21 protein-coding genes are annotated in these 26,379 nt (G+C 59.9%); 11 read left to right on the top strand and 10 right to left on the bottom strand.

Annotated elements, in window-relative coordinates:
* Positions 1-69: 69 nt before the first annotated feature.
* Positions 70-1,710 carry a methyl-accepting chemotaxis protein gene (locus tag soil367_RS14790; protein WP_172962361.1) on the bottom strand — a complete coding sequence of 547 codons (1,641 nt, stop codon included), beginning with the start codon at positions 1,708-1,710 and terminating at the stop codon, positions 70-72.
* A gap of 193 nt (positions 1,711-1,903) precedes the next feature.
* Here soil367_RS14790 and yghU point away from each other — a divergent pair, with 193 nt between their 5' ends.
* Positions 1,904-2,764, top strand: coding sequence for a glutathione-dependent disulfide-bond oxidoreductase (gene yghU, locus soil367_RS14785; RefSeq protein ID WP_136549820.1), 861 nt, complete (start codon positions 1,904-1,906; stop codon positions 2,762-2,764).
* A 39-nt stretch (positions 2,765-2,803) separates the two neighbouring features.
* Here the strand turns inward: yghU and soil367_RS14780 are convergent, their stop codons facing one another.
* Complete coding sequence (locus tag soil367_RS14780) at positions 2,804-4,831, bottom strand: hypothetical protein (protein WP_246065339.1); 2,028 nt, start codon at positions 4,829-4,831, stop codon at positions 2,804-2,806.
* Positions 4,832-5,091: 260 nt separating this feature from the next.
* Here soil367_RS14780 and soil367_RS14775 point away from each other — a divergent pair, with 260 nt between their 5' ends.
* Positions 5,092-5,964: an alpha/beta fold hydrolase gene (locus soil367_RS14775; protein WP_136549819.1), complete on the top strand. Its 873-nt coding sequence runs from the start codon at positions 5,092-5,094 to the stop codon at positions 5,962-5,964.
* Between the two features lie 25 nt (positions 5,965-5,989).
* Here soil367_RS14775 and soil367_RS14770 read toward each other — a convergent pair whose 3' ends face one another.
* Positions 5,990-6,625 carry a hypothetical protein gene (locus soil367_RS14770; protein ID WP_246065337.1) on the bottom strand — a complete coding sequence of 212 codons (636 nt, stop codon included), beginning with the start codon at positions 6,623-6,625 and terminating at the stop codon, positions 5,990-5,992.
* 28 nt (positions 6,626-6,653) lie between these two features.
* Complete coding sequence (locus soil367_RS14765) at positions 6,654-7,274, bottom strand: acyl-CoA thioesterase (protein WP_246065336.1); 621 nt, start codon at positions 7,272-7,274, stop codon at positions 6,654-6,656.
* 102 nt (positions 7,275-7,376) lie between these two features.
* Here soil367_RS14765 and soil367_RS14760 point away from each other — a divergent pair, with 102 nt between their 5' ends.
* Positions 7,377-8,360, top strand: a complete 984-nt coding sequence (locus tag soil367_RS14760; protein WP_136549818.1) for an MBL fold metallo-hydrolase — start codon at positions 7,377-7,379, stop codon at positions 8,358-8,360.
* Positions 8,357-9,169 carry a M48 family metallopeptidase gene (locus tag soil367_RS14755; RefSeq protein WP_136549817.1) on the top strand — a complete coding sequence of 271 codons (813 nt, stop codon included), beginning with the start codon at positions 8,357-8,359 and terminating at the stop codon, positions 9,167-9,169. Before soil367_RS14760 ends, soil367_RS14755 begins: the two co-directional genes overlap by 4 nt.
* Positions 9,170-9,198: 29 nt before the next feature.
* Here the strand turns inward: soil367_RS14755 and soil367_RS14750 are convergent, their stop codons facing one another.
* Complete coding sequence (locus soil367_RS14750; protein WP_136549816.1) at positions 9,199-10,125, bottom strand: DMT family transporter; 927 nt, start codon at positions 10,123-10,125, stop codon at positions 9,199-9,201.
* Positions 10,126-10,224: 99 nt separating this feature from the next.
* On the opposite strand from soil367_RS14750, the gene soil367_RS14745 reads away from it, so the two are divergent.
* The 3 genes from soil367_RS14745 to soil367_RS14735 all read left to right on the top strand — a co-directional run bounded on the left by soil367_RS14745 (position 10,225) and on the right by soil367_RS14735 (position 15,665).
* Positions 10,225-11,181: a LysR family transcriptional regulator gene (locus tag soil367_RS14745; RefSeq protein ID WP_136549815.1), complete on the top strand. Its 957-nt coding sequence runs from the start codon at positions 10,225-10,227 to the stop codon at positions 11,179-11,181.
* 79 nt (positions 11,182-11,260) lie between these two features.
* A complete protein-coding gene (locus soil367_RS14740) occupies positions 11,261-12,064 on the top strand; it encodes a competence/damage-inducible protein A (RefSeq protein ID WP_246065334.1) in 804 nt (267 codons plus the stop codon).
* A 124-nt stretch (positions 12,065-12,188) separates the two neighbouring features.
* Positions 12,189-15,665: a sensor domain-containing phosphodiesterase gene (locus soil367_RS14735; protein WP_172962360.1), complete on the top strand. Its 3,477-nt coding sequence runs from the start codon at positions 12,189-12,191 to the stop codon at positions 15,663-15,665.
* Positions 15,666-15,759: 94 nt separating this feature from the next.
* On the opposite strand, the gene soil367_RS14730 is transcribed toward soil367_RS14735, so the two are convergent.
* Positions 15,760-16,839 (bottom strand): calcium/sodium antiporter, encoded by a 1,080-nt coding sequence (locus soil367_RS14730; protein WP_136549813.1) that lies wholly within the window; start codon positions 16,837-16,839, stop codon positions 15,760-15,762.
* 357 nt (positions 16,840-17,196) lie between these two features.
* Here soil367_RS14730 and soil367_RS14725 point away from each other — a divergent pair, with 357 nt between their 5' ends.
* The 4 genes from soil367_RS14725 (at position 17,197) to soil367_RS14710 (ending at position 22,959) form a co-directional block, all read left to right on the top strand.
* Positions 17,197-19,362, top strand: a complete 2,166-nt coding sequence (locus soil367_RS14725) for a diguanylate cyclase (RefSeq protein WP_136549812.1) — start codon at positions 17,197-17,199, stop codon at positions 19,360-19,362.
* Between the two features lie 135 nt (positions 19,363-19,497).
* Positions 19,498-22,182, top strand: a complete 2,685-nt coding sequence (locus tag soil367_RS14720) for an intermembrane phospholipid transport YdbH family protein (RefSeq protein WP_172962359.1) — start codon at positions 19,498-19,500, stop codon at positions 22,180-22,182.
* A 181-nt stretch (positions 22,183-22,363) separates the two neighbouring features.
* Complete coding sequence (locus soil367_RS14715) at positions 22,364-22,531, top strand: YnbE family lipoprotein (RefSeq protein ID WP_136550658.1); 168 nt, start codon at positions 22,364-22,366, stop codon at positions 22,529-22,531.
* Between the two features lie 83 nt (positions 22,532-22,614).
* Entirely contained in the window at positions 22,615-22,959 is a 345-nt protein-coding gene (locus soil367_RS14710) for a YdbL family probable chaperone protein (RefSeq protein ID WP_136549810.1), read from the top strand.
* A 30-nt stretch (positions 22,960-22,989) separates the two neighbouring features.
* On the opposite strand, the gene soil367_RS14705 is transcribed toward soil367_RS14710, so the two are convergent.
* The 4 genes from soil367_RS14705 to soil367_RS14690 form a co-directional block, all read right to left on the bottom strand.
* A complete protein-coding gene (locus soil367_RS14705; protein ID WP_136549809.1) occupies positions 22,990-23,619 on the bottom strand; it encodes a LysE family translocator in 630 nt (209 codons plus the stop codon).
* A gap of 36 nt (positions 23,620-23,655) precedes the next feature.
* The gene (locus soil367_RS14700) at positions 23,656-24,549 is read right to left on the bottom strand and encodes a DMT family transporter (RefSeq protein WP_136549808.1); all 894 of its coding nucleotides are present in this window, start codon (positions 24,547-24,549) and stop codon (positions 23,656-23,658) included.
* A gap of 179 nt (positions 24,550-24,728) precedes the next feature.
* Positions 24,729-25,226 carry a metallophosphoesterase family protein gene (locus soil367_RS14695; protein ID WP_136549807.1) on the bottom strand — a complete coding sequence of 166 codons (498 nt, stop codon included), beginning with the start codon at positions 25,224-25,226 and terminating at the stop codon, positions 24,729-24,731.
* A gap of 53 nt (positions 25,227-25,279) precedes the next feature.
* Positions 25,280-26,296: a ribose-phosphate diphosphokinase gene (locus soil367_RS14690; protein ID WP_136549806.1), complete on the bottom strand. Its 1,017-nt coding sequence runs from the start codon at positions 26,294-26,296 to the stop codon at positions 25,280-25,282.
* Positions 26,297-26,379 lie beyond the last annotated feature (83 nt).

Genomic DNA, 26,379 nt, shown 5'->3' with positions numbered 1-26,379 from the left:
GCGGACTGGCCGTAGTGGCACAATCCCAGCACGACCGTAGGGTGCGCACTGCGCACCAACTGGCTTTGATCAGGTCTGAAACTGATTTACGATCCGGTCCAGACCCTCGGCCGATTCACCGAGAGTACGGATATTCGCCGTGGTCTCATCCATCTGGGTGACCAGCTCGTCGCTGAGCCGGGTGATCTGGCTCAGGCTCTGGCTGATCTCTCCCGACGTCGCACTTTGCTGCTCGGCAGCGGTGGCGACGTGCTGGGTCATATCCGTAATGGCGGATACCGACTCGACTATGGCTGAGAGCGCACCGCGGGCTTCGCCGACCTGCTCGCGCATCTCACCCGACTGGCTCTGACTGGCTTGCATGGTCTGCACGGCCTTGGCCGCCCGTTCCTGCAGACGGGTAATCATCCCGTTTATCTCATCCGTGGAGGTCTGGGTTCGGCTCGCCAGTGTTCTTACCTCATCGGCGACAACGGCAAAGCCGCGGCCCTGCTCACCCGCTCGCGCCGCTTCGATGGCGGCGTTGAGCGCAAGCAGGTTGGTCTGCTCGGCTACGCCCCGGATCACGTCGAGCACCGATCCTATCGCCTGGGTATCCTGATTGAGTTCGCTTATCGCTTGAGCGGCGTCGCCGATATTCTGGGCCAGGCGGTCCATGGCAAACGAGGTGCTCTCGATGACTTTGCCGCCCTGCATGGCGTGGTTGTCTGCGTCCTTGGCGGACTGGGCTGCAGTACCGATACGTCTGGCAACGTCTTCGATGGTAACGACCATCTCCTCAACAGCGGCCGCAACGGTGTCCAGTTCCTGCTTCTGTTGCCCCGCATGTCCCCGCGCCTGATCCGCAGCTGTCCGCACCTGGACAGCCGTCGCCTGATTGGTTGCGATGACCCCCCGTAGCTCCTGAACCATCTCGCTCATGCGGCCGGTAAACCGGTTAAACGCGACAGCCAGACTGCTGAGTTCGTCATTGCCGCCCTCGTCAAGGCGCTGGCGTAGGTCGCCTTCGCCATTGGAAATGTCCTGCAGCGCACTCAGGGTCTTTCCGAGAGGGCGCAGGATGCTCAGGCCGACGGTCATGGACGCTGCGAGCAGCAACACGATCCCAAGCCCGGTCAGCACCATTTTGGGGGCCATTGTCGTCCAGAACGTAGTGCTGACATCATCCAGATAGATGCCGGAACCCAGAATCCAGTTCCACGGCTTGAAGCGCTTGACGTAAGACGTCTTCTCTACCGGATTATCGAAACCGGGTTTGGGCCAGAGATAGTCGACGAAACCTGAGGCTTCCGGACCCTCCGTCACTTCCACCATGGCGTTGAAAAGCGGCAGGCCGTTGGCGTCCTTGAAGCCTTCCAACGCCGTGCCGTCGAGTTTCGGATTGATCGGGTGCATGATCATCCGGGGTGACGTGTCATTAACCCAAAAATAATCGCTTTCGTTGTAGCGTAGCGTTTTGATGACCGCCAGGGCCTGGGCTTTGGCCTCGGCCTCGCTGAGCACGCCGGATTGCCCCAGCGCATGGTAGTGCTCCAGGATTCCGAAGGACGTTTCTACGACCTCACGGGTTTTAGCGTGCCGGCCATCGAGCAGGCTGTCATAGTAAGTGGTGCTTAGCAGGGCGCTCAGGCCCAGGAGCAGAAACACTGAAAAGGAAAATATGGCCAGCAACCGGTGCTGGATACTGAACTTTCGCAGGAAGGCGGTCATGCATATTCTCCGGGCACGATCTGTGCGCTGTTTCATGCTCCTTGCAATCAATGGAATCCCTGTTCAACTATAGACCACCGTCGCGAACGGAAAATTAAAACTGCACCAAAATGACTCAATTTCACAGGCAGCATGCGCGTCGTGGATATGCGCCCTGTCCTATGGGTACCAACTCTTGATCAAGGGAGCCAACATGGCCGAAGGAACTTACACTCCGCCCAAAATCTGGCAGTGGGATGCCGAAAGCGGGGGACGATTCGCCAGTATTAACCGGCCTATCGCCGGACCTACCCACGAAAAAACCTTGCCGGTGGGAAAGCACCCGTTGCAGCTCTACTCCCTGGCGACACCGAATGGCGTGAAGGTCACCATCATGCTCGAGGAGCTGCTGGAGCGGGGCTTTACGGGTGCAGAGTATGACGCACACCTGGTCGTGATCACGGAAGGGCAGCAGTTCAGTTCCGGCTTTGTTGAGGTAAACCCCAACTCGAAGATCCCCGCGATGCGGGACCACAGCGTCAACCCGTCGGTTCGCATTTTTGAGTCGGGTGCGATTCTGTTGTACCTGGCCGAGAAGTTTGGCGCCTTCATCCCGACGGATGTTCAGGGCCGGACCGAGTGCCTGTCCTGGCTGTTCTGGCAGATGGGCAGCGCGCCGATGCTGGGGGGTGGGTTCGGGCATTTTTATGCCTACGCGCCGGAAAAGTACGAATACCCGATCAACCGTTATGCCATGGAGGTTAAGCGCCAGCTTGATGTCCTGGACCGGCAGCTGGCGAGCCGGCGTTATATCGCCGGTGACGAATACACCATCGCCGACATGGCGATCTGGCCCTGGTACGGCGCGCTGGTGAAGAACAAGGTGTACGAGGCCGCTGAGTTTCTACAAACCCATACCTACCGCAATCTCGTGCGCTGGACTGAGGAGATCGCAGAGCGGCCGGCGGTGAAGCGCGGACGGATGGTTAACCGGGTATGGGGTGCGCCCGAAGGGCAGCTGCCAGAACGTCACGACGCCAGTGACTTCGACAATCGCCGGTCAGATAAAGACTGAATCGGGCCGGGCGGGAAGCGTTTGCCGGACAGGCTTTGATCAGCAATCCGCAGCCCAGCTGTTGCAGCCCAGCACCACGACACGCTCAACTTCGGACGCAGGGACTGCGGTCAGGTCACCGAGCTCCAGCGTGTCGTAGTGGAAAACGTAAAGTCGCGAGGCAAACTGGGCGATTGGCAGGGACGCTTCGCCGCGAATCTCGCCGTTGCCCTGGGTGGAGCAGGTCATGCCCTGGCCCCAGTCCTGGCCGCTGTCGTTGTTGGGGTTGAAAAAATACACCCGCATCTCGTCCGTGGGCGAGAGTGCCACGCGTTGAATGGCTATGGCGTGTCGGCCGACGAATCGGGCAGCGCTATCGGTTACAGCGATGCCTGCAGGCTGCGGATGAATAACGCTCATTTCACCGTTGTAGTAGGGGTGATAGGCCGCGTAGAAAGTGCGCACGAAATCTTCGTAGTTGTTTATCTTCCCGGTCTCGTAATGGGCGACGCCCTTGAAGCCGTGGCTCACCCACCAGCCGTAGAACTCCGGATTTATCCAGCGGTGCAGGTCGTCGTCGCGGCCGGCACAGAGACGCCACATTTCGGCGTAGATCCGGTCCAGGTGGGGGATCAGCACCAGCGAAACCGGGTCCACATCAAGCGGGACCTCTTTCGCAAGCCCAGGCTCCAGCCCTTTTGACGATACCAGGTCGCCCTCGAAGCGGATCAGTACCTCGTTGTCCCGGGCGGCCCAGGCGAGCACCTGCAATAGATAGTCAGCCTCGTTCTGCGCCCACATGGACAGGCCAATGGCGGACTGGCAGGTCGGGTTATTGCCCTGGCCGACGCCCAGAGGCTGGCCCAGCAGGTTGATGACCCCGGCCAGCAGGAACACCCGCGCGGGATGGGCTTCACCGAACACGGTGCGTATCAGTTCGCTGGTTTCAGCACACAGGGGCAAGCGAATCTGCCGCCAGAGCGCCTGTGCTACCGGCTCGGTAAAGATCGCCCGGCGTTCGAGCATCAACGCCAGCCCATACACAGCCTGGCTTGTTTCCGGGTGAACCGCTTCATCGATCAGGGTATGAACCAGCTCGCTATAGCAGAGCAGGGCATCAGTGCCCGTTGTGCTCAGGCCGAGCGCCCGCGGCAACAGCGCATCCCACTGGCCTCTCAAATGACGTACAAAGACCGCATGGTAGGCCGATACCAGCCCGGTGTCGTGCATGGCGCCAGCAAAGCCGGCGGCTTCATTCGCAAGCGCGGCTTCGTCCATCTGCAGAAGTCGGGCACCGTAGACTTCCAGCCCCGGGTCGTCCCTGCAGCCGTCGCTTGGCCCGAACAGGGAACTGACCAGGCGCGCTGCATCGTCCATGGTGCCGCTTTCCAGTTTGGGGTCATACAGGCAGACCGCGATCTGACCGACCATCTCCTTGATGCTGTCGACCTGTACCGGACCCTGGGCCAGCAAGCGCCGGACTTCATCGACCAGGCTTTCCAGGATGCTGTCGTATCCCAACCGGTCAAGCAGATACTGATACAGCCCCTGCACGAGCAACCCGAGATCCTGGGGGCGTTCCCGGTCCGCTTCAGATAGTTGTCCCGAAAGCAGATCCAGGTTGAGGGCAAGTACCTGGGTCAGGAAGTGCCGCGCCTGCTCGGCCGAAATACCCGGATGAAAATAGTCACCGGAGGCGACCGCCAATAGCCGGATCTCACTCAGGGCTTCGACCACCGTGGTGACGGGCTCGCCCAGTCGCAGGGAACGCTTGGCCAGGGCCGGCTGCAGAATGGCCGGCTGGGCCCAGTCGCTGGTGCCGAAAATACCGGCTGATTCCAGGGTCGCGACACGCGCGTAAATCGCATCAAAACCCCCGGGGCTCGCCATCACCGTACGCGCCAGGGACAATAACCCCAGGCTGCTAGCCTTGGGATCCGCCCGCCGGGCCTGGGCAAAACCCAGCAGCACGGCATCGAAGCGCGGCGTTAGCGCACTGGCGGGCTTTGGGACGCTGGGCGCAACGTTTTTTCCAACAGCAGGCTGCGGAATGGATGATGCATTCTGGCTGGGCTGGGCAATGCTCACGGGATAGGTTTTCCTTGTTATTCGACAAGCCGGGCGACCGGCGCGAAAGTCTCTGCCGACACCAAAGCGTAGACCGCACCCTTCAATAGCGGAACCTGGAGCTGCATTAAATTTGCTTCGATAACCGTAGCATGGCTGTCTGGCGGGCGTTAGGGTAGTTCGCGGCCTTCTCGAACTATCGACCAGCACAGCGGCCGATATATCCCGGCTGTTTTCACTTTTAAAGCTGATCTGAACAAGCATGCAAACGGAGCTTCGCCATGAACCTTTCCCAGCCGATTCCCATCAACCTCGAACGTGGTCGGTTCAGTTACCGCGAGGGCGGGGACCCCAGTGGGCGCCCTGTGGTCATGATCCACGGCTGGCCCGAGAGTTCATACTGCTGGGAAGCTGTAGCGGGTTTTCTCAAGTCCGGCCTGCGACTTATCGCGCCAGACCTGCGGGGGCTTGGGGACAGTGATCGTACGGAAGGCGCGTCCCACTACCTGAAGCAGGCTCTGGCCCTGGATGTCATCCAGTTGCTCGATGCCCTTGGCATCAGTGAGTTTCAATTGATAGGTCATGACTGGGGCGGGGTCGTCGCCCAGGAAGTTGCCCTGGCGGTACCGGATCGCGTCAGCAGGCTGGTGATTATGAACATCGCGGTGATCAACAACCTGAAAGGCAATACCGAGGTTATTGAGAAGGTGCGCTCAGGCAGTGGCAAGGCCTACTGGTATCAGCACTTCATGCAGACACCGGCGCTGCCTGAGGCGATGATCCCGGGCGCAGAGGCAGCCTGGCTCGGGTTTTTCCTGAAATCCTGGAGCCGGTCAGGGTTTCCGCAGGATGCCTTCGACGAGTATGTGCGCTGTTACCGTATCGCCGGTACCGCTGCATCCGGCGCCAACTACTACCGCACCTTTGCCGATGACGCCAGGCGCTGGGCCACGACCGCCGGCCACATCTGGCCCATGCCCGGGCTTTATATCTACGGCAACAAGGATCACGTCATTATCCCTGAGTATCTCAACCACATCGAAAGCTGCTTCAGGGAGGTAAGGGTAGAGCAGGTTGAAGCCGGGCATTTTTTGCAGGAGGAGCAGCCAGAGCAGGTCGCCGCTCACCTGAATGATTTTCTGGACAAGGCCTAAAGCAGGGCCATTCCCAGCCTCGCTCTTAGAACCTCAGTGCCAGCCCTGCCGACGCCTCGGCCTGGAAATAGCCGTTGCTTTCAAACCGCGCGCTACAGCCGCCGGAACAGAAGATCGCACCGCCGCTGTCGAGGGCCGTATAAATGCCCCGGAGATCCACCCTGAGCAGTAGATTGGGGGCCAGCGCAAATTTGTAACCGCCCCCCAGCGAAAGGGCCGCCCGGTGGTGGGCATCCAGACCGCCAGGTTTGGGGTCCAGCCGCGTGACACCGGCCACGCCTGAGACAAAGCCTCCGGTCGTGGTGCCGCCAGGAAAGTAAAGGCCGCCGAACTGCAGCTGGTAGATGACGAGGTCTACGGCTGCACGGTTGGGCGTGAGCAATGAATCCGAAGCGGTCGCGGTGGTGTCCTGCCGGGCAAAATAGAGCTCAGCCTGCTTGCCGCGCTCGTCCAGGTCGACATTCAGGATGAAGCCCTGGCTGGCGCTGTCTTTCAGGTCCAGCTCGTCCCGGCTGCTGTCCTCGCGGTTCTCGATATCGAACTCGCCCCCCATCCTGAAACCCACAATAGGGCTCAACTCTACCCCCGCCGTGACCGGAGGCACGAAGCCAAACAGCGCCAGCGCGGCCATACGGGCGGTTGAGGCGAGTCGGCCGCTCATCGGAATCTCCCTCCCGATCCGGGCCACACTACTCAGCGCTGCGTCTGAGAGACCCGCGCATAGCCAACCGGGCCTCACGGCGAATCTCGGCATTGTCGAATCGTCGCTGTTGGTCGTCAGTCTCCGGCAGGACCGGCGACACCGGCACCGGCTTATCGTCCGAATCCAGTGCCACGAACGTGAAATACGCGGACAGAATGTGGCGCACGTCTCCGGTGTAGCTGTTCTCGGCGATAACGCTGGCGCCTATCTCCATGGAGGAGCTCCAGCTGCGGTTAAGCGAGAGGTTGAACAGCAGCGTGTCGTTGCCCTTGGCCGGCGCGCGGAAGTGGATGGAGTCGACGGATGCGGTCACGCAGACGTGGCCGGAATGGCGCTCGGCGACCACCAGAGCCAGGCGATCACACTTGGCGACAATCATGCCCCCAAATACCGTGTTGTGGGCGTTCATGTCGTTGGGGAAGACCTTGTAGACGTGGTTGTCGATGGCTGACGCCGATACGGGCTTTGCTGCTTTTGCGTTCATGGGTCCACGCTGCCGGTAGTTGAGTGAATAGTTGAGTGAATAGTTGAGTGAATAGTTGGGTGAATAGCTGAGTGAATAGTCGAATAAGAAATTATCATGCCATAGGACGGCGCTACTGTTCATTTTCGCCGGATCAGCGTGGCTATGGGCAGTGCTTTTGTTTGGCCAGGCTTTGGGCCACAATTCCGGGGCTGCTGGGGCGCTAATCTTCTACAGGAGTTTCGAATGCACATTAAGGTGATAGCAGGGCGTTATCTGCTGGGGTTGTTTTTCCTGCTGGGTTTGGGCTCCGCGTCTTTGCACGCAGCACCGCCGGCTCAGCAACGAGACCAGGCACCGGGATTCTATCGGATGGCGCTGGGGGATTTCGAAGTGACAGCCCTCTATGATGGCGCTGTGAATCTGGACCCCGCGTTGCTCAAGGGCGTTTCAGCGGATGATGTCCAGGCGCTGCTGGCACGGATGTTTAACAAGTCGAACGACGGGGTCCAGACAGCGGTGAACGCCTACCTGGTGCATACGGGCAAGCATCTGGTTCTGGTTGATGCGGGAGCGGCCCAGTGTTTCGGCTCGGGTCTGGGGCATATCCTGCCCAACATTGAAGCGTCCGGCTACCGCGCCGAGGATGTCGATCTCGTACTGTTGACGCACCTGCATCCAGACCATAGCTGTGGCTTGGTCGGCTCCGACGGGAAAGCGGCTTTTTCCAATGCACGGGTTCGGGTCACCAAAGCAGAAGCCGGTTTCTGGCTGAACCCGGAGGCAGCCAAAAAGGCGCCAGAGGACAGCAAAGCCTTCTTTACCATGTCGCGGGATGCGGTGGCGCCGTACAAAGAGATAGATCGTTTCGAAACTTTTGAGGTCGGGGAAACCTTGATCCCGGGCGTAAAAGTCGTGTCAACGCCCGGCCATACGCCCGGGCATGTCAGCTATCTGTTTGAGTCCGGCGACCAGAGCCTGCTGGTCTGGGGCGATATTATTCATTCTCATGCGGTCCAGTTTGCCCGTCCCGAGGTCAGTATCGAGTTCGACGTGGACGAGCCACAGGCGATCGAGACCCGGCAGCGGGTTCTGGCAGAGGCCGCAGCAGACAAGCTCTGGATTGCCGGGGCGCATCTGCCCTTCCCGGGTCTGGGCCATGTGCGTCCCGAGAATCGGGGGTACAGCTGGGTGCCGGTTGAATACAGTCCGATGCCTGCGGCCAAATGACGAAACTCTGCATTAAAACCCTGCTGGTCGTGCTGACCTGGTTGGGGCTGGCCGCGTGCCAGGAATCACCGACAGGGCGTGATCAGCTGGCATTGCTGCCCGACACCGTCATGGCTGACATGGGCCGGAAAGCGTTTGCCGAGCTGAAGCGTAGCCAACCGCTGGTCACTGACCCGGGCATTAACGCTGCGGTACAGTGCATAGCCGGCAAAGTCATCGCGGCCGCCCGCGACGAATTCCCGCCCGAGCTGATGCCCGACGATTGGGAGGTGGCGGTATTCCTCAATCCTGCGCCGAATGCCTTTGCGCTCCCCGGGGGGAAGATCGGAGTGAATACCGGCATGCTTGAGGTCGCCGCCTCACCTGCACAGCTGGCGGCAGTAATCGGGCACGAAGTAGGGCATGTACTGGCTGACCACGGCAACGAACGCATGACCCAGCAGTTGGGCATTGAGTCGGTGCTGTATGTCGTCGGTTTTCTGAGTGAGGGCGAGATGGGTCAGCAGCAACTATTGCAGGCCCTGGGCATCGGTAGCCAGTTGGGCATCAGTCTACCCTTCAGCCGCGCCCACGAGCGTGAGGCCGATGTCATGGGGCTTGGGTTGATGGCCGCTGCAGGTTTTGAGCCGGATCAGAGCGTACAGTTATGGCGTAACATGGCCGCGCTCGGTGGTGGCCAGCCGCCTGAATTCCTCTCAACCCACCCGGCCAACGAGTCCCGTATCAAGCTGCTGGAGGCGGGTATGGCGCCGGCGCGGGAGCTTTACCGGGCAGTGTCCCCCGCCAATTGCCCGCCGGTCGTACTCTGATAAAGGTTTAAAAAGGCAGTTATCCCGGTCTATGTAGTTTGACCTGCGCTTTTGTGCTCCGCGGCGCTGGTCATTTGTTTTGTCCTGGCGAACAAACGTACACCGGCGGACGGCGGGTTGCGGTGGCGCAGCCCGATAAGAACCAGCGGAACCACGATCATGGTACTGCCAAGGGCAAACCAGAGATCCGGTATTTCGCCAAAGCCGATCCAGCCGATCAGAACCGCCCAGATCAAACCGGTGTATTCAGCGCTTGTCACCTGATTGGCGTCTACCTGCTGGTAGGCCAATAGCACGGTGATGTTATAGCCCAGAATGAAAACCGCCGAGCCGATTGCACTGATCAGTATGGCCGGGTCCCAGGCGGCTCCTTCGATAACAGTAAGGGCCAGCCCGGCGGGCAGGACCAACAGGTAATTGAGAAACAGCTTGTGCACCGTCGGTTGCGACTTTGGCAGCTTGCGGACCAATACCGCATTGAGCGCCAGGGTTGCCGCTGCGGCCACGGCCGCAATGGCGCCCCAACCAAATTCGACGGGCCGGAGAATCACGACAATACCGGCAAAACCACTTATCACCGCGACCACGCTCAGAGGCGTGAGCTTTTCCCGGAACAGAACCACTGCCAGCAGCATGACCATGATGGGCGCGCCGTAAAATACCGCGTTCGCAGTGGCCAGGGGCAGGCTGACCAGCGCGATGACCATGCAGACAATACCGGCGAGATGGATATGAGCGCGCAGCGCATGGATGCCCAGGCCCTCAAACAGATGCTGGCGATTGAACTGGGACCAGAAGGGAATGAGCATGGCGAAGGTCAGCACACCGCGGAGGAAGGCAAACTGAAAGACCGGCGCGCCTGGCTCCAGCAGCTTGATGAAGACGTCCGAAACCAGGGCCAGGGCATTGCCGATGACCAGTAGAAGGATAGCGCTGTTGACGGTTTTTCCTGACATGCTGCAACTCATTCGGGTGTGACGTGACAGGGGCAGTGTAGGAATTCTTATGCATGATATAAAATGATGTTTTGCTGTCCTCTATGAGAAAAAATAATAGTGAAACTTCCTCCCCTTAACGCCTTGCCCGTCTTTGAAGCCGTGGCCCGGCTGAACAGTTTTTCCCGTGCCGGGGAGGAGCTGAACGTCAGCCAGAGCGCGGTGAGCCATCAGATTAAGGGGCTCGAGCACTATCTGGGCGAGAAGCTCTTCGAGCGGAACGGACGATACCTGGCGCTAACGGAAGAAGGGAAGATCTACCTCGAAGGCATTACCTCGGCCTTGTTGCAGATCGAGCGTGTCAGCGGACAAGTGCTGGGACGCGAGGAATCGCAGCTGCGTCTTTCGGTTTTCAGCTCATTCGCGGTGCGCTGGCTGGTGCCCCGGTTGCCCGATCTGCAGCGCAACCATCCCGGACTGGAGCTTGTCGTCGAGATGACGAGCGAGTCGCCGGTGCTTTCTGACCGCGTGGCCGACTGTTTCATCACGCTCAACAGTCAGCTGAAGGCGTTCAGTTACGACGTGCTCTACCACGAGAGCCTGTTCCCGGTGTGTAGCAGGCAGTTCTGGCAAACACTCAGCCGGGATTTGAACCTGAACGACGACCCCTCGGCGGGCGACTCGGCCGTTTCCGCCGATCAGCTTGCGGCCTATCCGCTCTTGTCCACCCACAGTATTTTCGGGCGGCACGCCGGTGACTGGGAAGCCTGGTACGGTGCGGTCGGCCAGTCCATTCCTTCATCTGCCCGGGTACAGCACTTCAGCCATATGCTGCTGGCGCTGGAGGCAGCGCGCTTCCACCAGGGCATCAGCCTCACCAATGACTATATGCTCAGTAATCGCAGTGACGCGGGAGATTTCGTCAGGGTGCCATGCCATGCATTCGAGACCGGCGACACTTTTTATTTCGCGTATAAGTCCAGCCGGCGCGCCGAACCGGGCATTCGTACGTTGCGCCGGTGGTTGATCAGTGAAGCCATCCGTAGTGGTCTGAGAGAGGAAGTCTCGCCTGGCTAGCCGGTCCGTCTCGTCTTATCCCCTTGAGCTGGCCGCGTGACTCAGATCGGGCTTTTTGGCAAACTCTCCTGAAATCTGAATGCAGTTTCACTGTAACAAAGCCGGATTCGAACAGGGAACAGCAATGGTCGATTACAGCCGTTTTGGCGCCATCATCATCGGCGACGAAATCCTTTCTGGCAAACGCCAGGACAAGCACCTGCCAAACCTGATCGAACAACTGGACAAGCGAGGGCTTGAGCTGGCGTGGGTCAGGCTGGTGGGCGACGACGCAGACCTGTTGCGCCAGACCTTGCGCGAGACATTCGCCGGGTCGGTGCCCGCGTTCAGTTTTGGCGGCATAGGGGCCACGCCAGACGACCGGACCCGTCAGTGCGCCGCCGAGGCCGCTGGGGTCGAACTGGCTTTTCATCAGGAAGGCCTGGCCGAACTGGACGCTCAGTTTGGCGCTGAAGTAACGCCCCAGCGCCGGCGACTGGTGGAGTTCCCGGTGGGCGCCGAGCTCATCCCCAATCCGGTCAATCGCGTGCCCGGTTTTTCGTTTCGACAGCACCACTTTGTGCCAGGCTTTCCCAGCATGGCCTGGCCCATGATCGAGTGGGTTCTGGATCAAAAATATGCCCGGCATCACGCGCCCGGCGGCCGGGTCGAGCGCATGATCACTCTTTTCGATGCCAGGGAGAGTCAGATTATTCCGCTGATGGAAGATTTTGTGGCGCGCTATCCGGCGCTGCGTATGTCCTGTTTGCCCCATGCGGACGCCAGCCGTTTCCAGCTGGAACTGGGGCTCAGGGGTGAACCGCGGCTGGTTGCTGAAGCGCTCGCCGCGCTGACAAAGTCTGTCGAGCGCCTGGGCTTCCAGTGGCAGCCGGTCGAAGCCTGACCGGCCCCCGGCTCGTGTTTGTGGACGTGCTGCGCTTGTTCTGTCAGCCTGATGGTTCATTACCACAACAATAATTGAGCCGACAGTGAGCCGTACGATCATGTCTGCGCAGGGGAGGCGCGATATGGGTGACAACGGACAGTCTGATTGGCCTCGGGCTGAGTGCACAATGGCGGCCCTGATTCGCCAGCATGACTGGACAAAAGCGGGGCTGGGTCGAATCGGGACATGGTCCGAAGCCATGCGGGCAGCCGTGGATATTTTGCTGGAGCTACCAGTGCCAGCAGTATTGCTCTGCGGGCGCGATCTGGTTCAGATTTATAACGATCCCTATCGACGGGTTCTGGGCAACAGGCATCCGGCGGCGCTCGGCCAGCCGACCCGCGACTGCTGGCCTGAAGTCTGGGATTTCAATCGTCCCCTCTACGAAGCCGTGCTAGGGGAAGGCAAGTCCTTCAGTTTCAGCGACAAAGCTCTCACCCTTGAGCGCGACGGTGCTTCCGAAGAAGCCTTTTTCACGTTGACCTACAGCGCGGTGCCGAACCTGGAGTGCAACGCGATTCTGGTCACTGCCGAAGAGACCACCGAAAGGGTCCGGACGCGTGAGCTACAAAAAGAACGCGACGGGCTTATCAGCCAGCTCAGCCAGCATCGCCTGGGTTTACTCGAAGAGGTCTTCGAGCTTGCGCCTTCCTTCCTGCACATACTTCAGGGTAACAACTTCACGATTGAATTCGCTAACGAGGCCTTCCGACGGTTAGCCGGCTGCGATGATCTCCAGGGCATGCCTGTGCTGGATGTATTGCCGGGTATGGCCGCCAGCGGCCTCGGGGAAATCCTCCGAGCAGTCCTGGATTCCGGCGAGCCCTATGTCGGCGGCGAGTTTCCGATTACGGTGAAAACATCAGCCGGGGAGACCCAGCACCTTTATATCGATATATGCTACCACCCCCTGTTTGAACAGGACGGGAGCTGCGCGCGCATACTGGGCCACGGTTTTGATGTGACCGAACAGGTCCAGAAACGCCAGGCGAGCCAGACAATGCAGTCGACCAGCAGCCATCGCTTCCGCCTGCTTGCCCAGGCGCTGGCGCGTGTCACTGCCGCCAGTCATCAATCGGAGATTATGGAAGTCGTACGCAGCTCGGCCAGGGAACTGACAGGCGCAGACGGGATTTCGCTAGTGCTCAAGGATGGCGACCAGTGCCATTATGTCAGCGAAGATTCTCCGCTTGGCCCGCTCTGGCAGGGCCGCCGTTTCCCCTCCATTTCCTGCATCTCCGGTTGGTCAATCAGCAGGCGGGAAACGGCGATCGTCGAGAGTGTCTTTGATGACCCGCGCGTTCCTCTGGAGCTATACAAGCCGACCTTTGTTCGCAGCATCGTCATGGTACCGCTCGACACGCACGAACCCACCGGCGCGATCGGCGCCTACTGGTCGGAGCCGCGATGCCCGGAGCCCGAGCAGGTAGCCTTGTTGGAGGCATTGGCTCAGGCTGCGGGCAATGCGCTTGATCAGCGCGCCACTGAACAGCGGTTACGCCAGAGTGAGGCTCGCATGGATGCCCTGTTCGCCCGGGCGCCGGTTGGCCTGAGTGAGATCTCCCTGGCGGGCGAGGTTCTTCGCGTCAATGACGAACTCTGTCGAATCGTCGGTCGCAGCCCGGAAGTCATGCGTACAGTCGGTATTCCCGACGTCACCCACCCGGATGATGTAGCCCACAGCCTGGAAACTTTCGGCAACGTGCTCGCGTCTGGGAACGCTACGTCCATAGACAAGCGCTATGTCCGACCAAACGGCGAGGTGATCTGGTCCCGCAGTAGCCTTACCCGGCTTGAGGATGCCGGGGGCGAAGCCTATGGCGTGCTAGCGGTGACTGTTGACCTCAGCGAGCGCGTTGCCGCAGAGGAAGCCTTGCGAGCCAGTGAGGGGCGTTACCGGGCCCTGGCTGACCTCAGTCCGGATGGCATATTGGTCCAGGCGGACGATGCGATTCAGTATGCCAATGCGGCTGCGGCTCGAATTATGGGTGCGCGGTCGGCCGAAGATCTGATCGGGGTGGCCGCATTGCAGTTCGTTGACGACCGCTACCGTGAGCTGGTCCAGCTTCGGATTGGACGCTTGCTGGAGAGCGACAAGCCTGCCCCTCTGCTTGAGGAGCGCTGGCGCAGGGTGGACGGCAAGCCGGTAGATCTGGAAGTCTCAGCAGCCCCGGTTGTGCTGGAGGGCAAGAAAGCAGTCCAGATTCTCATACGGGACATCACCGAGCGCAAGCAGGCCGAAAAACGGGTCTGGGAACATGCCAACTTCTGTCCGCTGACGCGACTGCCTAACCGACGCCTGTTCCGGGACAGGCTCGGGCAGGAGGTCAAGAAGGCCTACCGCGGCCGCTACCAGTTGGGCCTGCTCTTTATTGACCTGGATGGCTTCAAACAGGTTAATGACCGACTCGGGCATGACGTTGGCGATCAGCTGCTGCAGGAAGCGGCACGTCGGCTGGAGCAGTGCGTGCGTCATTCCGATACCGTGGCGCGACTCGGCGGTGACGAGTTTACCGTGATCCTGGGTGAACTCGAGGATGCCAGCGTTGCAGAGAAAGTGGCGCAGAAAATCGTTACGGCGCTAAGCCAAACTTTTTACCTGGGCAAGGAAGCCGCTCATGTTACCGGCAGTGTTGGCATTACCGTGTTCCCGGATGACGCGTCCACGTCCCAGGAGTTGATTCGCAAAGCCGACCAGGCGATGTACGCCGCCAAGCAGGCCGGCAAGAACCAGTTCAGCTACTTCACCCATGAGATGGATGAAAAGGCCCATCTGCGCCTGCGGCTTGCCGCTGAACTCCGGGATGCCCTGCAGGAAAACCAGCTGGAGGTATACTACCAGCCCATTGTCTGCCTGCGGGACTGCGGTATCCGCAAGGCTGAGGCCCTGCTGCGCTGGAATCACCCGATCTTCGGCCTGGTCGAGCCCTCGCAGTTTATCCCGCTGGCTGAAGAGTCAGGGCTGATCTCGGAGATCGGTGACTGGGTTTTTACAGAAGCCGCGACCTGTGCGAAACGATGGGAAGGCCTTCTGGCCAGTGGCTTCCAGATCAGCGTTAACAAGTCTCCGCTGCAGTTCAGGCCCCGGACGAGTCAGCAGGAATGGCCAGGTTTCCTCAAGGATCTGGACGTGCCGGGCCACTGTATTTCGGTGGAAATTACCGAAGGGGTTCTGCTACACGCCTCTCATTCAGTGGCAGATCGCCTGTTGGAGTATCGCGACGCGGGCATACAGGTGGCCATAGATGACTTCGGAACCGGCTATTCTTCAATGGCCTATCTGAAAAAATTTCATATCGACTACCTCAAGATCGACCGCTCCTTTGTCAGTGATATTACTGATGCCAGTGCACGCACAATCGCCGAGACCATCATCATCATGGCTCACAAACTGGGGCTGAAGGTTATCGCCGAAGGGATCGAAACCCGCGAGCAGATGGATATTCTCGCTTCGGCCGGATGCGATTACGGCCAGGGTTACCTGTTCTCCCCAGCCGTACCTGAACATGAGTTCGAACAGCTTCTGGCCTATCCGAGGCTGCCGCGCACCAGCAATTGACGCAGATCGGTTCTGAAAGCTGGTTTGTTTACTTACCGGCCTGCACGGTTTTGCGTTGCCCAGGTGTGGCAGGACTGTGCATCACATGCCGGCGTTATTGCGCGCGCCATGAGCGAATGCCGATAACCAGCAAGGTCACTGCGGTGAGCGGCATGACATACCAGACCATCGCCTGCTGGAACAGCCCAGGGGCATTTGTGCCACCGGCCGAGAGCACAAGGTGTGTTGTGTAAGCGACGTAATAGCCCAGGAACAGTAGCCCTTCCCAGCGATTGACCACGTAGCCCGAGAAGAAAATGGGCAGGCAGGCAATGGCCACCGCGAGCATAACGGGAAAGTCGAAAGCTAGTGCGCTGGCAGGTACCGCAAGACCCTCTGGGGCGACCAGCGACGCCAGCCCCAGCACGGCCAACAGGTTGAATATGTTGCTGCCGACCACATTACCAACTGCAATATCGCGCTCACCTTTTAGCGCCGCGGTTATGGACGTGGCTACTTCCGGCAGGGACGTGCCTGCCGCGATAATGGTGAGGCCGATGACGAGTTCAGTCAGCCCCAGCGCGCGCGCCAACACAACCGCACCGCTCACAAGCAGGTCTGAGCCCACCACAAGCAGGACCAGGCCAGCGGCCACGAACGATGCGTTCTTTAACCAGGAGTCTGACTGAGGTGCCTCAGCCGGGCCGTACTCGCGGGCAAACTCATCGTTGGCCAGTTTCTGTTGGCGCCGGCTGCTCACGATCAGAAAAGCGGTATAGGCGATGATTCCCGCAAAAAGTACCAGGCCATCAATACGCCCCAGCGTGCCGTCAAAGGCGAGCGCAAAGGCCAGCACGGACGCAGCCACCATGACCGGGACGTCCTGGCGGATCAACTGTCTGGAAACCAGCATTGGCACTACCAGTGCCGACAGCCCGAGAATGGCCAGGACGTTGAAAATATTGCTGCCAACGACATTGCCGAGCGCGATATCGCCTGTACCGGATAGACTCGACTGAACACTAACCGCCATCTCGGGTGCGCTGGTGCCAAAAGCCACCACAGTCAGCCCGACGACCAGTGGAGAAATCCCGAACGCCGCCGCGAGGCGCGTCGCCCCCCTGACCAGAACTTCCGCACCCGCAACCAGAAGCACTAGGCCCAGGGCCAGGTACAGAAACGGCATCAATGTCATGAAAGCACTCCCTGGCTGGAAAACAGCCCCTATCATACAGTTGGGTACAGGGATCTGATCAAGGTTGGCGGATTTTAACCTCTTGCAGACTGGGCCACAGTTTAACGGGGCGCAGGTCAAGGTTTGGTGACGCTGGCCGGCTGCGGCGTTGCCTTAGTATCGGTTGCACGGGTAGAGTGATAAGTCTGAACTTTGCAATCAAAATAGCGTGCTTATACATGCAGTTAGCAGTTACATGTCCCTATCCTGTTCCGCTTTCGAACTATCCTTCCGGCTTTTCCGAGAAGACCAGCTGCCCGTCGCACCTTCGCGCAGGCGCAACCGCTGCCGTGTTCCACGCCTGCGGAGGTGATTTCCTTGGCTGTTCGTGACGCGTTGGCATTCTGGCGTCGAATCCCGCTTCGATCTCAGGTTTTTGCCGGTCTGGCCCTGCCGATCGTGGTCGTCGCAGCAATGTCGTGGATCGTTGAACAGAGCCTGCAAAGCGCTGAGGAATTGTCTGCAGAAGCCGAGCAGAACATTCGTGGCATTGTGGTGCGGAGCGAGACACTCAACGCGATACTGGACGCCGAAACCGGTGAGCGCGGCTACGTCATCACCGGCGACCGCAACTTCCTTGAGCCTTATACCAGTGCGCAAGCTGATTTTATGGTGTCCGCAAAAGAATGGCGGGCGCTCAACGGTAACGGCAGCGGTGAGGCCCTGGATCGGGTTGCCGCTCTTTACCAGCGCTGGAGGGACAATGTCGCCGAGCCGGTGATCTATGCGAGGGCGCAATCGCCAGGGCGGCTGTTCAACCTTAGCTTCGAAGCGCTCTACCATGTCAGGGCGTTGCAGGCGCAGCTGGATGCGGGGCTTCCACTTGAAGATATTGCAGCTCAACGGCTGCCGGACGGTCAGTTCGAGTTCGAGGAACCGCTGCGCCGGGCTGTAAGGTTGTCCCGTGGCACAGTACGCGAGGACAACTGGCTGCAGGCAAGCCTCTACGGAGCGCGCCTGGAGTCCGCGCTGACCCCGCAACCAGGCCCGGACTCCAACACCAACACCGACACCAACACCGACACCGACAGTCAGGAGGCGCAGGAGGCACAGGAACTGGCCACCCAGCTGGCGGATCTGCTGAAAGAGCTCACTCGGGCGGCGCAGGAAGCAGATGAACTGGCCGTAGAGATTGTTGCTTCGGGCAGTGGCAGCCGTTTAATGGACGAGATAAGGACCGAGGTCGAGCAGTCCATCGCTGCCAAGGAGCAGGAACAACTCGAGCTGGCGCAGGAAGCCCGCGAAGAGATGCGCTTGGTGAAGCTACTGTCGACGGTGCTACCGGTTGCCGGGGTTGGGATCGGCCTGGCGCTACTGTTGATCATGCAACTGGATACCATCCGCAGCATAGGGCGCCTGCGTTCGGCAACAAAACGCATCGAGCAGGGCGACCTTGATGCCCGGGTAGAAGATCCGCGTTCGGATGAGCTAGGCGCCCTTGGCCAGGGCTTTAACCGGATGGCGGAGCGGGTCCAGGGGCTCGAACGTGAAACCCGGCTGCTCGACAGCCTGCAAGCCATGCTGATCTCTTCCAACAGCGAAGCCGAAGCCTACGAATCCACAGCCAGGGCGATCGAAAAGCTGCTGCCGCGCCTGAGTGGCGCGCTTTATGTGCTGGCGGCCTCGCGCGATTTTGCTGAGCGTACCGTCAGCTGGGGCGTTGGACAGACACCGGTAAGCCGGTTTCATCCGGAAGACTGCCGGGCTCTGCGTATCGGACGTACCCACCGGGTTTCACCGGAGTCCGCAGAATTGTTCTGCCCGCACGTTGAGTCAGCGCAGCTGGCTCTCTCAATATGTATCCCTCTCACGACCCGGGACGAAGTGTTGGGCACGCTCTTCCTCTCAGCGGAGCACTTGCCTGAGGGCAAGATTGACCCACACGAGTTGACCCTGGCCAAGACTGTGGCCGAGCGGCTTGCGCTCTCGCTCAGTAACCTTCGTCTGGCAGAAAAACTGCGCCGCCAGTCGGTGCGCGATCCGCTTACCGGGCTGTTCAACCGGCGCTACCTGGAAGAAACCTTTGACCGGGAGCTGGCCCGCATGGAACGCTCCGGCAAACATCTGGCTGCGGTTGCTGTGGATGTGGATCACTTCAAGCGCTTCAACGACACTTTTGGCCACGAAGCGGGTGATCTCGTCCTTAAAGAGCTCGCGGCGCAGATGGTCGGGGTGGTGCGATCCGGCGACATTGCCTGCCGCTTTGGCGGCGAGGAGTTCATACTGGTGCTGCCCGAGGCCGGTAGGGAAGTAGCCCAGGCTCGCGCAGAGGAACTGAGAACCAGAATTGAACAGCTCGAGCTCCACTATGGTGGTAGATCCCTCGGCTCGCTTACCGTTTCGCTGGGCATCGCCGTTTATCCCGAGCACGCCCAAACCAAGGAAGCTTTGCTGCGAATGGCCGACAATGCGCTTTATACCGCTAAACACGAAGGTCGGAATTGCGTCATCATCAGCGCCGGCCCATCCGTCGGCAACGGTTAGGTGCAGAGGTTCCGGCGTCATGCGGGCCTGCGCTTCTACAATGCGCAGAGCGTCAGGCCCCACCGGTACCGCACTCCAGGATGAATTAGCCTATGAGGCGACGCGGCGGTGTGCGGGCACATGGAGCACGGCTGCATGACGCGGCGGAAAAGAGTCGGTTTGGCGGTTCTGGCGATCGTGCTGCTGCTCGTGGTCGCGGCACTCGGCCTGCAGGCGCATCTTCGCAGCAGTCTGCGCCAGGTGGGGATCGAGGAACTGCACTGGCGCGACCTCACACTGTCGTTGCGCAAAGTGGAGCTGGATGCCGCCGGTTTTGTCCTGGTCCAGCCGGAGCGGCGTGTCCGGGTTGCGGCAGAGCAGCTTACTTTGAGCTGGAGCTGGCGGGCTTTTCGGCTTAAGGTGGATCACCTGGCGGCCGAGCGCCTGACCGTCAGTTGGGACGGTGCCCCGCCGCCGGCTCAGACACCGCAGGCTGCACCCTATAGTTATCCCTCCCTGGAGATTGCCCAAAGTCCCGCTTTCTGGATGCCCCGCTCTATCCGCGTTGCCGATCTCCAGGTGACGCTGCCCTGCAAGGGCGGACGCTGCGAGCTCAAGGGCTCGCTCCAGGCCACCCGGTCCGGCCCCGCTTCCATCTGGCCTGCAGAGGCTGAGGTGCAGCTTGACGTAAACGGTCACGAGGTCCTGGTCGCTGCCGAGATTGAACAGTCTTCTGGAGGAGAAAGCGCCGGAAAGCCAGGCTCACAAGGAAAAGCCATTCCGGCGGGCCTTAGCCTGAGCGCGGCCATAACCGCGGGTGGAAAAAAATACATCCAGCTCCGGACTGAGTACCTGCCAGATGAAGGAGAAGGGGGCCGGGCCGTTCACTGGACGGGTTCGCTGACCATGCCGCGACTTCCGGACGCTGGGGCGGTGGCTAGCTGGCTCAGGCAATGGCGGCCTGTTCCCGAGCTCAAGCTGGCGACCCAGCCAGAGCCGGACAGTGCCGCTATCTCCGCGGACTGGACATTCAAAGGGCAAGTCGAAGGCGAGATGACGCGGTTGGTATCGGGCGATGTATCGGTTGTTGGCCGCATAAACGAAGCCTGGTCGGTTCCCGGTATGGCCGCAGTCAGGGGCGATCTCGGCGTGGCGATGGCATTGGCCCGGGAGAGCTGGCAGGTAAAGCATGTAAACGCAGATCTGACATTTACCGAACCGGCGAGCTGGGTTGAGTCGGTCCCGGGTATCCTGCGCCCTCGGAGTCTGGTCCTGCGCATCCGTCCCGGTCAACAGGCGAAGCCTGCGCATGCTGACTCAGAGCCGCCGACTCAGGAGCGCGTTACCCTGGATGTGTCCGTTCGCGGTAAGGGCGCGACTGCGTTCGATATAGACGCGGACTTGGCTTTGCCCACGGCCGATTCCCGGACCGTGCAGCTGGAAGACGTTCGCGTCAGGTTGGACTTCCCCCGATTGGAGGCGGGCGGGTGGATTTTTCGCGGCGCCCGGGCCGATCTCCGTGGGCGTGGTGAAGCAGGCGTTGAAGGCCTGTCTCTCGAGCTTTCCCCCGGGGCCAAACTGCTACTGGACTATGTTGATAACCCCGAGGGCGCGCGGCCGTTCTGGGCGGACGGCCTGGCGGCCGATTTGGCCGAAACAACGTTATCGGCGGATTACGATCTGACCGAACCAGCCCTGAGCAGCCTGCGCCTTGCCGGACCGGTCACGATCGATGCGGTACGGTTACGCCACGATTTTCTAAAGACGCAGCCATGGCATTTCGATGGTACCGTCGCACTGGATCTGGATCGCCTGACACTGGAAGGAGAGCTGGAAGCAGAATCCGGGGCGGCCCCGGGTCTCAGCCTGGCGTACGACTTTGGTGATGCATTCATTCTCGACGCCGGATTGGAACTTACAGGCGCAAAAGCGAGTCATGTATTGGCCGGGACACTTTCCCGCTGGCCGGACGTTCTCTCGTTCTCTGCTGGTGCTCTGGACGCACGGTTCAGGACGGAAATGATCAGCGGCGCGCCTGCAGATATCGAAGGCCAGCTGGGTTTTGCCGCCCTCAGTGGCCAGTATGGGCAGGTGGACTGGTCAGGTCTCGGCGGAGGTCTGGCGTTCAGTCTGAGTGGCGAAACCGTTTATCTGCAAAGCCATGACCTGAAGCTGGATCAGCTCAATCCGGGCGTTCCTATAGAGAATATCGTGCTCGACGCAGCTTATCGTGCAAGCCCCGCGAACTTTCAGGAAGGGGTGCTCCACCTGCGGCGTGCTGCTGCGCAGGTACTCGGTGGGAGCGTACAGGTTGAGCCAAATGCCTGGTCCGTGGCCGAGCGCCCGCTGCTCATGATTGTGACATTCGACGGTGTGGACCTGAGTCGGATCATGGCGCTCTACCCGACTGAGGGCGTATCCGGAACGGGTCAGCTACGTGGCCGCGTTCCTGTTCGAATAGGCGAGCACGGTATCAGCGTTGAAGGGGGCGTATTGAGTTCGCCCGGCGGAGGTGTGCTGAAACTGCCTGCTGACCGTTTCCGCAGCCTGACGCCGGAGAATCCTGCTATGGATCTGGTTGCGGATGCGGTGGCAAATTTTCACTATTCTGTGTTGCGAAGCTCCGTAAACTACGATCGGTCTGGCCAGCTAATGCTGGATCTGCACCTCGAGGGTCAGAACCCCGAAGTTCGCGATGGTTATCCGGTTGTGCTAAACGTCAATCTTGAAGAGGACATTCCGGCGCTGATTCATAGTCTAAGGCTTAGCGACCGCGTTAACCGCGCTGTAACTGACCGGGTCCTTAACCGCGTCGAAAAACGTGAGGGTCAGTCTCGCTGAAATGCACTGCAAGGTAAGGCCGGGAAAAGTAATGTAAGGCGGGTTAGCTTTTCAGCATTAGCAACGGGGCCAGGGCACCGAGGCTGAATTCGTTCAAGAAGGTTATTACGCAGGAGTTCAGCGTATGCAAGGGCAAGGTTTCAGGTCCGCACCCCCAAGTCAGTGCGGGGTCCGTCTTTTTATGATCGGTATGGTCGCCGCGATGGGCATTGCCTGCACACCAACGGTACAGATGGCGGCGCCGAAAGAGCCGATTACGGTAAACCTCAATGTAAAGATTCAGCATGAGGTTTACGTCAAGGTCGACAGGGATGTGGACGAGCTCTTCAACGAAAAAGGTTTGTTCTGATGGACCGCCCTTCGTTTGATACCCAGCTTGGGTTCTTCGTCTCCGGGATTTGTGCCCGTGGACCTTTTACGGAGTTATAGCTCATGAAAATTTCAGTCCGATTTTCGGTTCTAATCCTGGCACTCTGCCTGAGCTTGCCGGTACTGGGCATGAGCCTGGAAGCTGCCAAGCAGGCCCTGGATGCCGTCAAGCAGAAAGGCCTGGCGGGTGAGACGCCTTCGGGTTATCTCCAGACCGTCAAGCCGGATCAACATGCGGAAGAAGTAGTAAAGGCCATCAACGAAGCGCGCCGGGACGAATACGCGCGAATTGCGCAGAACCACAATATTCCAGTGACTCAGGTGGAAACCGTGGCCGGTAAGAAAGCCATCGAACAGACACCGGCCGGGCAGTTTGTGCTCAAGGACGGCAAATGGGTAAAGAAATAGCGGGCGACTGAAGGACCAACTTCAGCAGCATTATCCGAATGCGAGCCAGATGCCCACCAGGACCATAAGCGTCCCGGCGATACGATTCAGGGTGGTCACTCCCGCGCCTTTGCGAAGCGTCTGGCGCAATTTGCGGCCACCGTGGGCGTATAGCTGAAGACAGCTGAACTCAAGCGCAAGGATGATCAGAATCAGGGCCGTGAGCTGCGGCGCCATAGGCAGACTCTGGTCGATGAACGGCGGCAGCAACGCAACGAAGAAAGCCCAGCCCTTGGGGTTGGCAATTGCTGTCACGAACCCCTGCGCAGCCAGTTGCAGGCGTGACATGTTTGGCGGTGGCGTATCATTTTCAGGCATCGCCAGCTTGCCGCGCGAACGCCAGAGCTGTACGCCAAGCCAGCCGAGGTAAAGCCCGCCGGCGTATTTGAACAGCGTAAACAGACCCGGGTACGCGAGCATGAACGTCGCTACCCCTACAGCCGCCGCGGTAGCCACCAGCGCGACGCCAGCCAACTCTCCCACCATCATCCACATCGCGCGCCTGACACCGATGGTTATGCCGAGGGACAGCGCCAGGGTCATACACATGCCAGGTGTTACCGAGACCACGAAAAATGTCGGTATAAAGGCGGTTAGCAGCTGAAGGTTCAGGGTTTGCAAAAGTACATTTCCGTTGTCGAGTAGGTTTCAATTAAGTCAGGAGGCGCGACCGGGAGCAGCGGCTTCGACATGCTTTGCCGGCGACGGTCGCCGTGCCAGATAGAGACCGAACACAACCAGTGCGGCGCCGAAGCCTGTCTGCGGTGTTAGCGGTTCGCCAAACAGAAACGCGGCCATTAGTGCCGTGGTTGGCGGCGAGAGATACATGAATTGTGTAACCCGGGCCGCTTCACCGTGACGAAGCATGTAAAGCCAGAGCAGGATGGCGACCAGCGATAGTACGAACACCGACCACAGCCAGGCCCCTATGAAGGGCGCCGTCCAGTTTACGTCGTTCTGCTCAAGCCCCGCTGCCAAGGCCACAAACAGCGCCAGTGCTGCAAGATACTGCCAGAACCCGCCGGCGACCAGATCGGTCATGCCGCCCCGGTGGGATTGCCAGAGCGTCGCCAGGGACATGCCCAGCAGGGCGAGAACGGCGGCGCCGATGTTGAGGACGCTTAGCGCGCCTTCCATCTTGCCGCCCTGCAGCAGAACCACGGCAATGCCGCCCAGGCCAAGCGCTATACCGGCCCATTCTCTCAGTGCCAGCCGCTTCTGCAGGAAGAACTGCCCAATCAGCGCGGTCAGCAAAGGCTGTGTGCCGACGATCAGCGCTACAATACCCGCGGGCATCCGGTGCTCGATGGCGACGAAAACGCCGCCCAGGTAGACGCCGTGCGTGCCCAGCCCGACCAACATCTGGTCCCGGCGCTGGGTCCAGGTAAGGCGGGTACTTCGAAGGGCGCGAGAAAGCAGGAAAAAAATCGGCACGACGAGCGCCATGCGCAGGGCCAGAAAAGTGAACGGCTCGGCGTAGGGCAGGCCCCACTTGGCGGCGATAAAGCCCGTAGCCCAGAGGACAACGAAAACGAATGGAATGTAACGCATGGGCCTGGCTCAACCGAACAGACAGAATTCTAAACAGTGTCCCGAAGGGGATACCAGCCTAACCTGAATACATCATTTCGCAAGAGACAGTTAGGTTCCGCAAGAAGGGGCACAGATTGGCCGCGTTGTGTTTACGGGGTGAGTGGTCAAAGGAAAGCGAGACTAAATGGAAAGCCCGGCTAAACAGGAAGCGCCACGATTTCACCAGCGAGGTGGCCCCGACGCAGGTATAACTTGCCGACGGTAACCGGAAGCTTGAACCGCCGCGGCCCCGCACTGCCGGGGTTGAAGTAAAGAACACCGCCGAGCGTCTCGTTGCGTGGCTTGTGTGAGTGCCCAAACACAACAGCATCCAGAGACTCCACATCCCTCGGTTCCAGTTCGGCAATATTATGGAGCAGGTGCACCGACATTCCCGCCAGCTCAAGGTTGCGACGCCAAGGCACCACCTGGGCCCAGTCGCCGGTGTCGACATTGCCCCTGATCGCCTCCACCGGCGCGACTTCCCGCAACGCATCAAGCACAGCGGGCTTACCGATATCGCCCCCGTGCAGGATAAGATCGCTCCCATCAAGCGCTGCAAGAGCTTCCGGGCGCATCAGGCCATGTGTGTCGGAAATCACGCCCACGGTGAGGTTTTGTTGCTCTGGCGTGGACTCTGGCTTGGGCTTGGGCATTTCAACTGGCCCTCCTGCTTCGGCTGTTTCGATATCTTGCTTACCGTAACTGCTCACTCGCTGTGGCGATGAGCATTATTGAGCTCGTCCATCAGTTCCGCCAGGGACTCGCTCCGGTTCAGTCGGCTTACAACATCGCCGATAAACGGCGCAACCCCAAGTACCGTGAGCTTTGCACGGGCTTTTTCATCCACCAGCCGCCATGGCGGTACTGAATCAGTGACCGTGATACTGGAGATAGGGGCGGACGCTAATGCGCTGTTCGCCTCTTCTGCAAATACACCATGGGTGGCGGCCGCGTGTACACTGCGCGCGCCCTGGCTTAGCAGCGCCTCTGCGGCGCGGACAACAGTAGTTCCGCTGGCGATCATGTCGTCGTAGAGAATGATGTCCTGCCCGCGGACATCGCCCACCACGGTGGCCTCCCCTCTGACCTGGCCGTTGCTTCGCTGCTTATCCACAAACGCCTGACCAACTGCCAGGCCAATAAAACGGCTAAGCTGAGCCCGAAAACTTTCAGCGCGTTTAACGCCGCCGATATCAGGCGACGCCACGCACAATCTATTGGGCGGTAGCAACGCGCTGAAGTGATCCACGAACAGTCGCTGGGTATGCAGCGTCTCGCTTGGGCAGCGAAAACTGTTCTGAAACGCAGCCTCGTTGTGCACGTCAAGCGTCACAACGCGGTCGATGCCCATGCATTCGAGCAGCTGGCTGACATAGCGGCTGGCAACGGGGTCACGCAGTTGCGCGCGCCGGTCCTTGCGGGAGTAACAGATGTATGGGGCAACCAGGGTAATGCGCCCGGCACTGGCATCGCGCAGCGCCCCAATAAGAAACAGCACCCTGACCAGCTTATCGTTAACGCTGAGTCCCGCGTCGCTATATATCGATTGCACAAGATAGACGTCCCGGTCCCGCACGCTGCAAAGAGGGCGGATCTTGTTCTCGCCGTCGCCGAAGTCGCGCTCTTCCAGTTCCATGCTTTGCAGACCCAGGTGGGACGAGACCTGCGCGACAAAAGCTTGATCCGTGTCCAGACTGCAGATAAGAGGGGCTGATGTGGCCATGGTGTGTCCCTGTGAACGGCGCTGATTGGCTTGTGTTACCTTAGAAAATTAACCGCACCGCCGCAATTGACGTCCTGTCGCCC

The organism is Hydrocarboniclastica marina (assembly GCF_004851605.1).
GTDB classification, from domain to species: domain Bacteria; phylum Pseudomonadota; class Gammaproteobacteria; order Pseudomonadales; family Oleiphilaceae; genus Hydrocarboniclastica; species Hydrocarboniclastica marina.
This window is presented reverse-complemented; position numbering and strand designations above follow the sequence as displayed.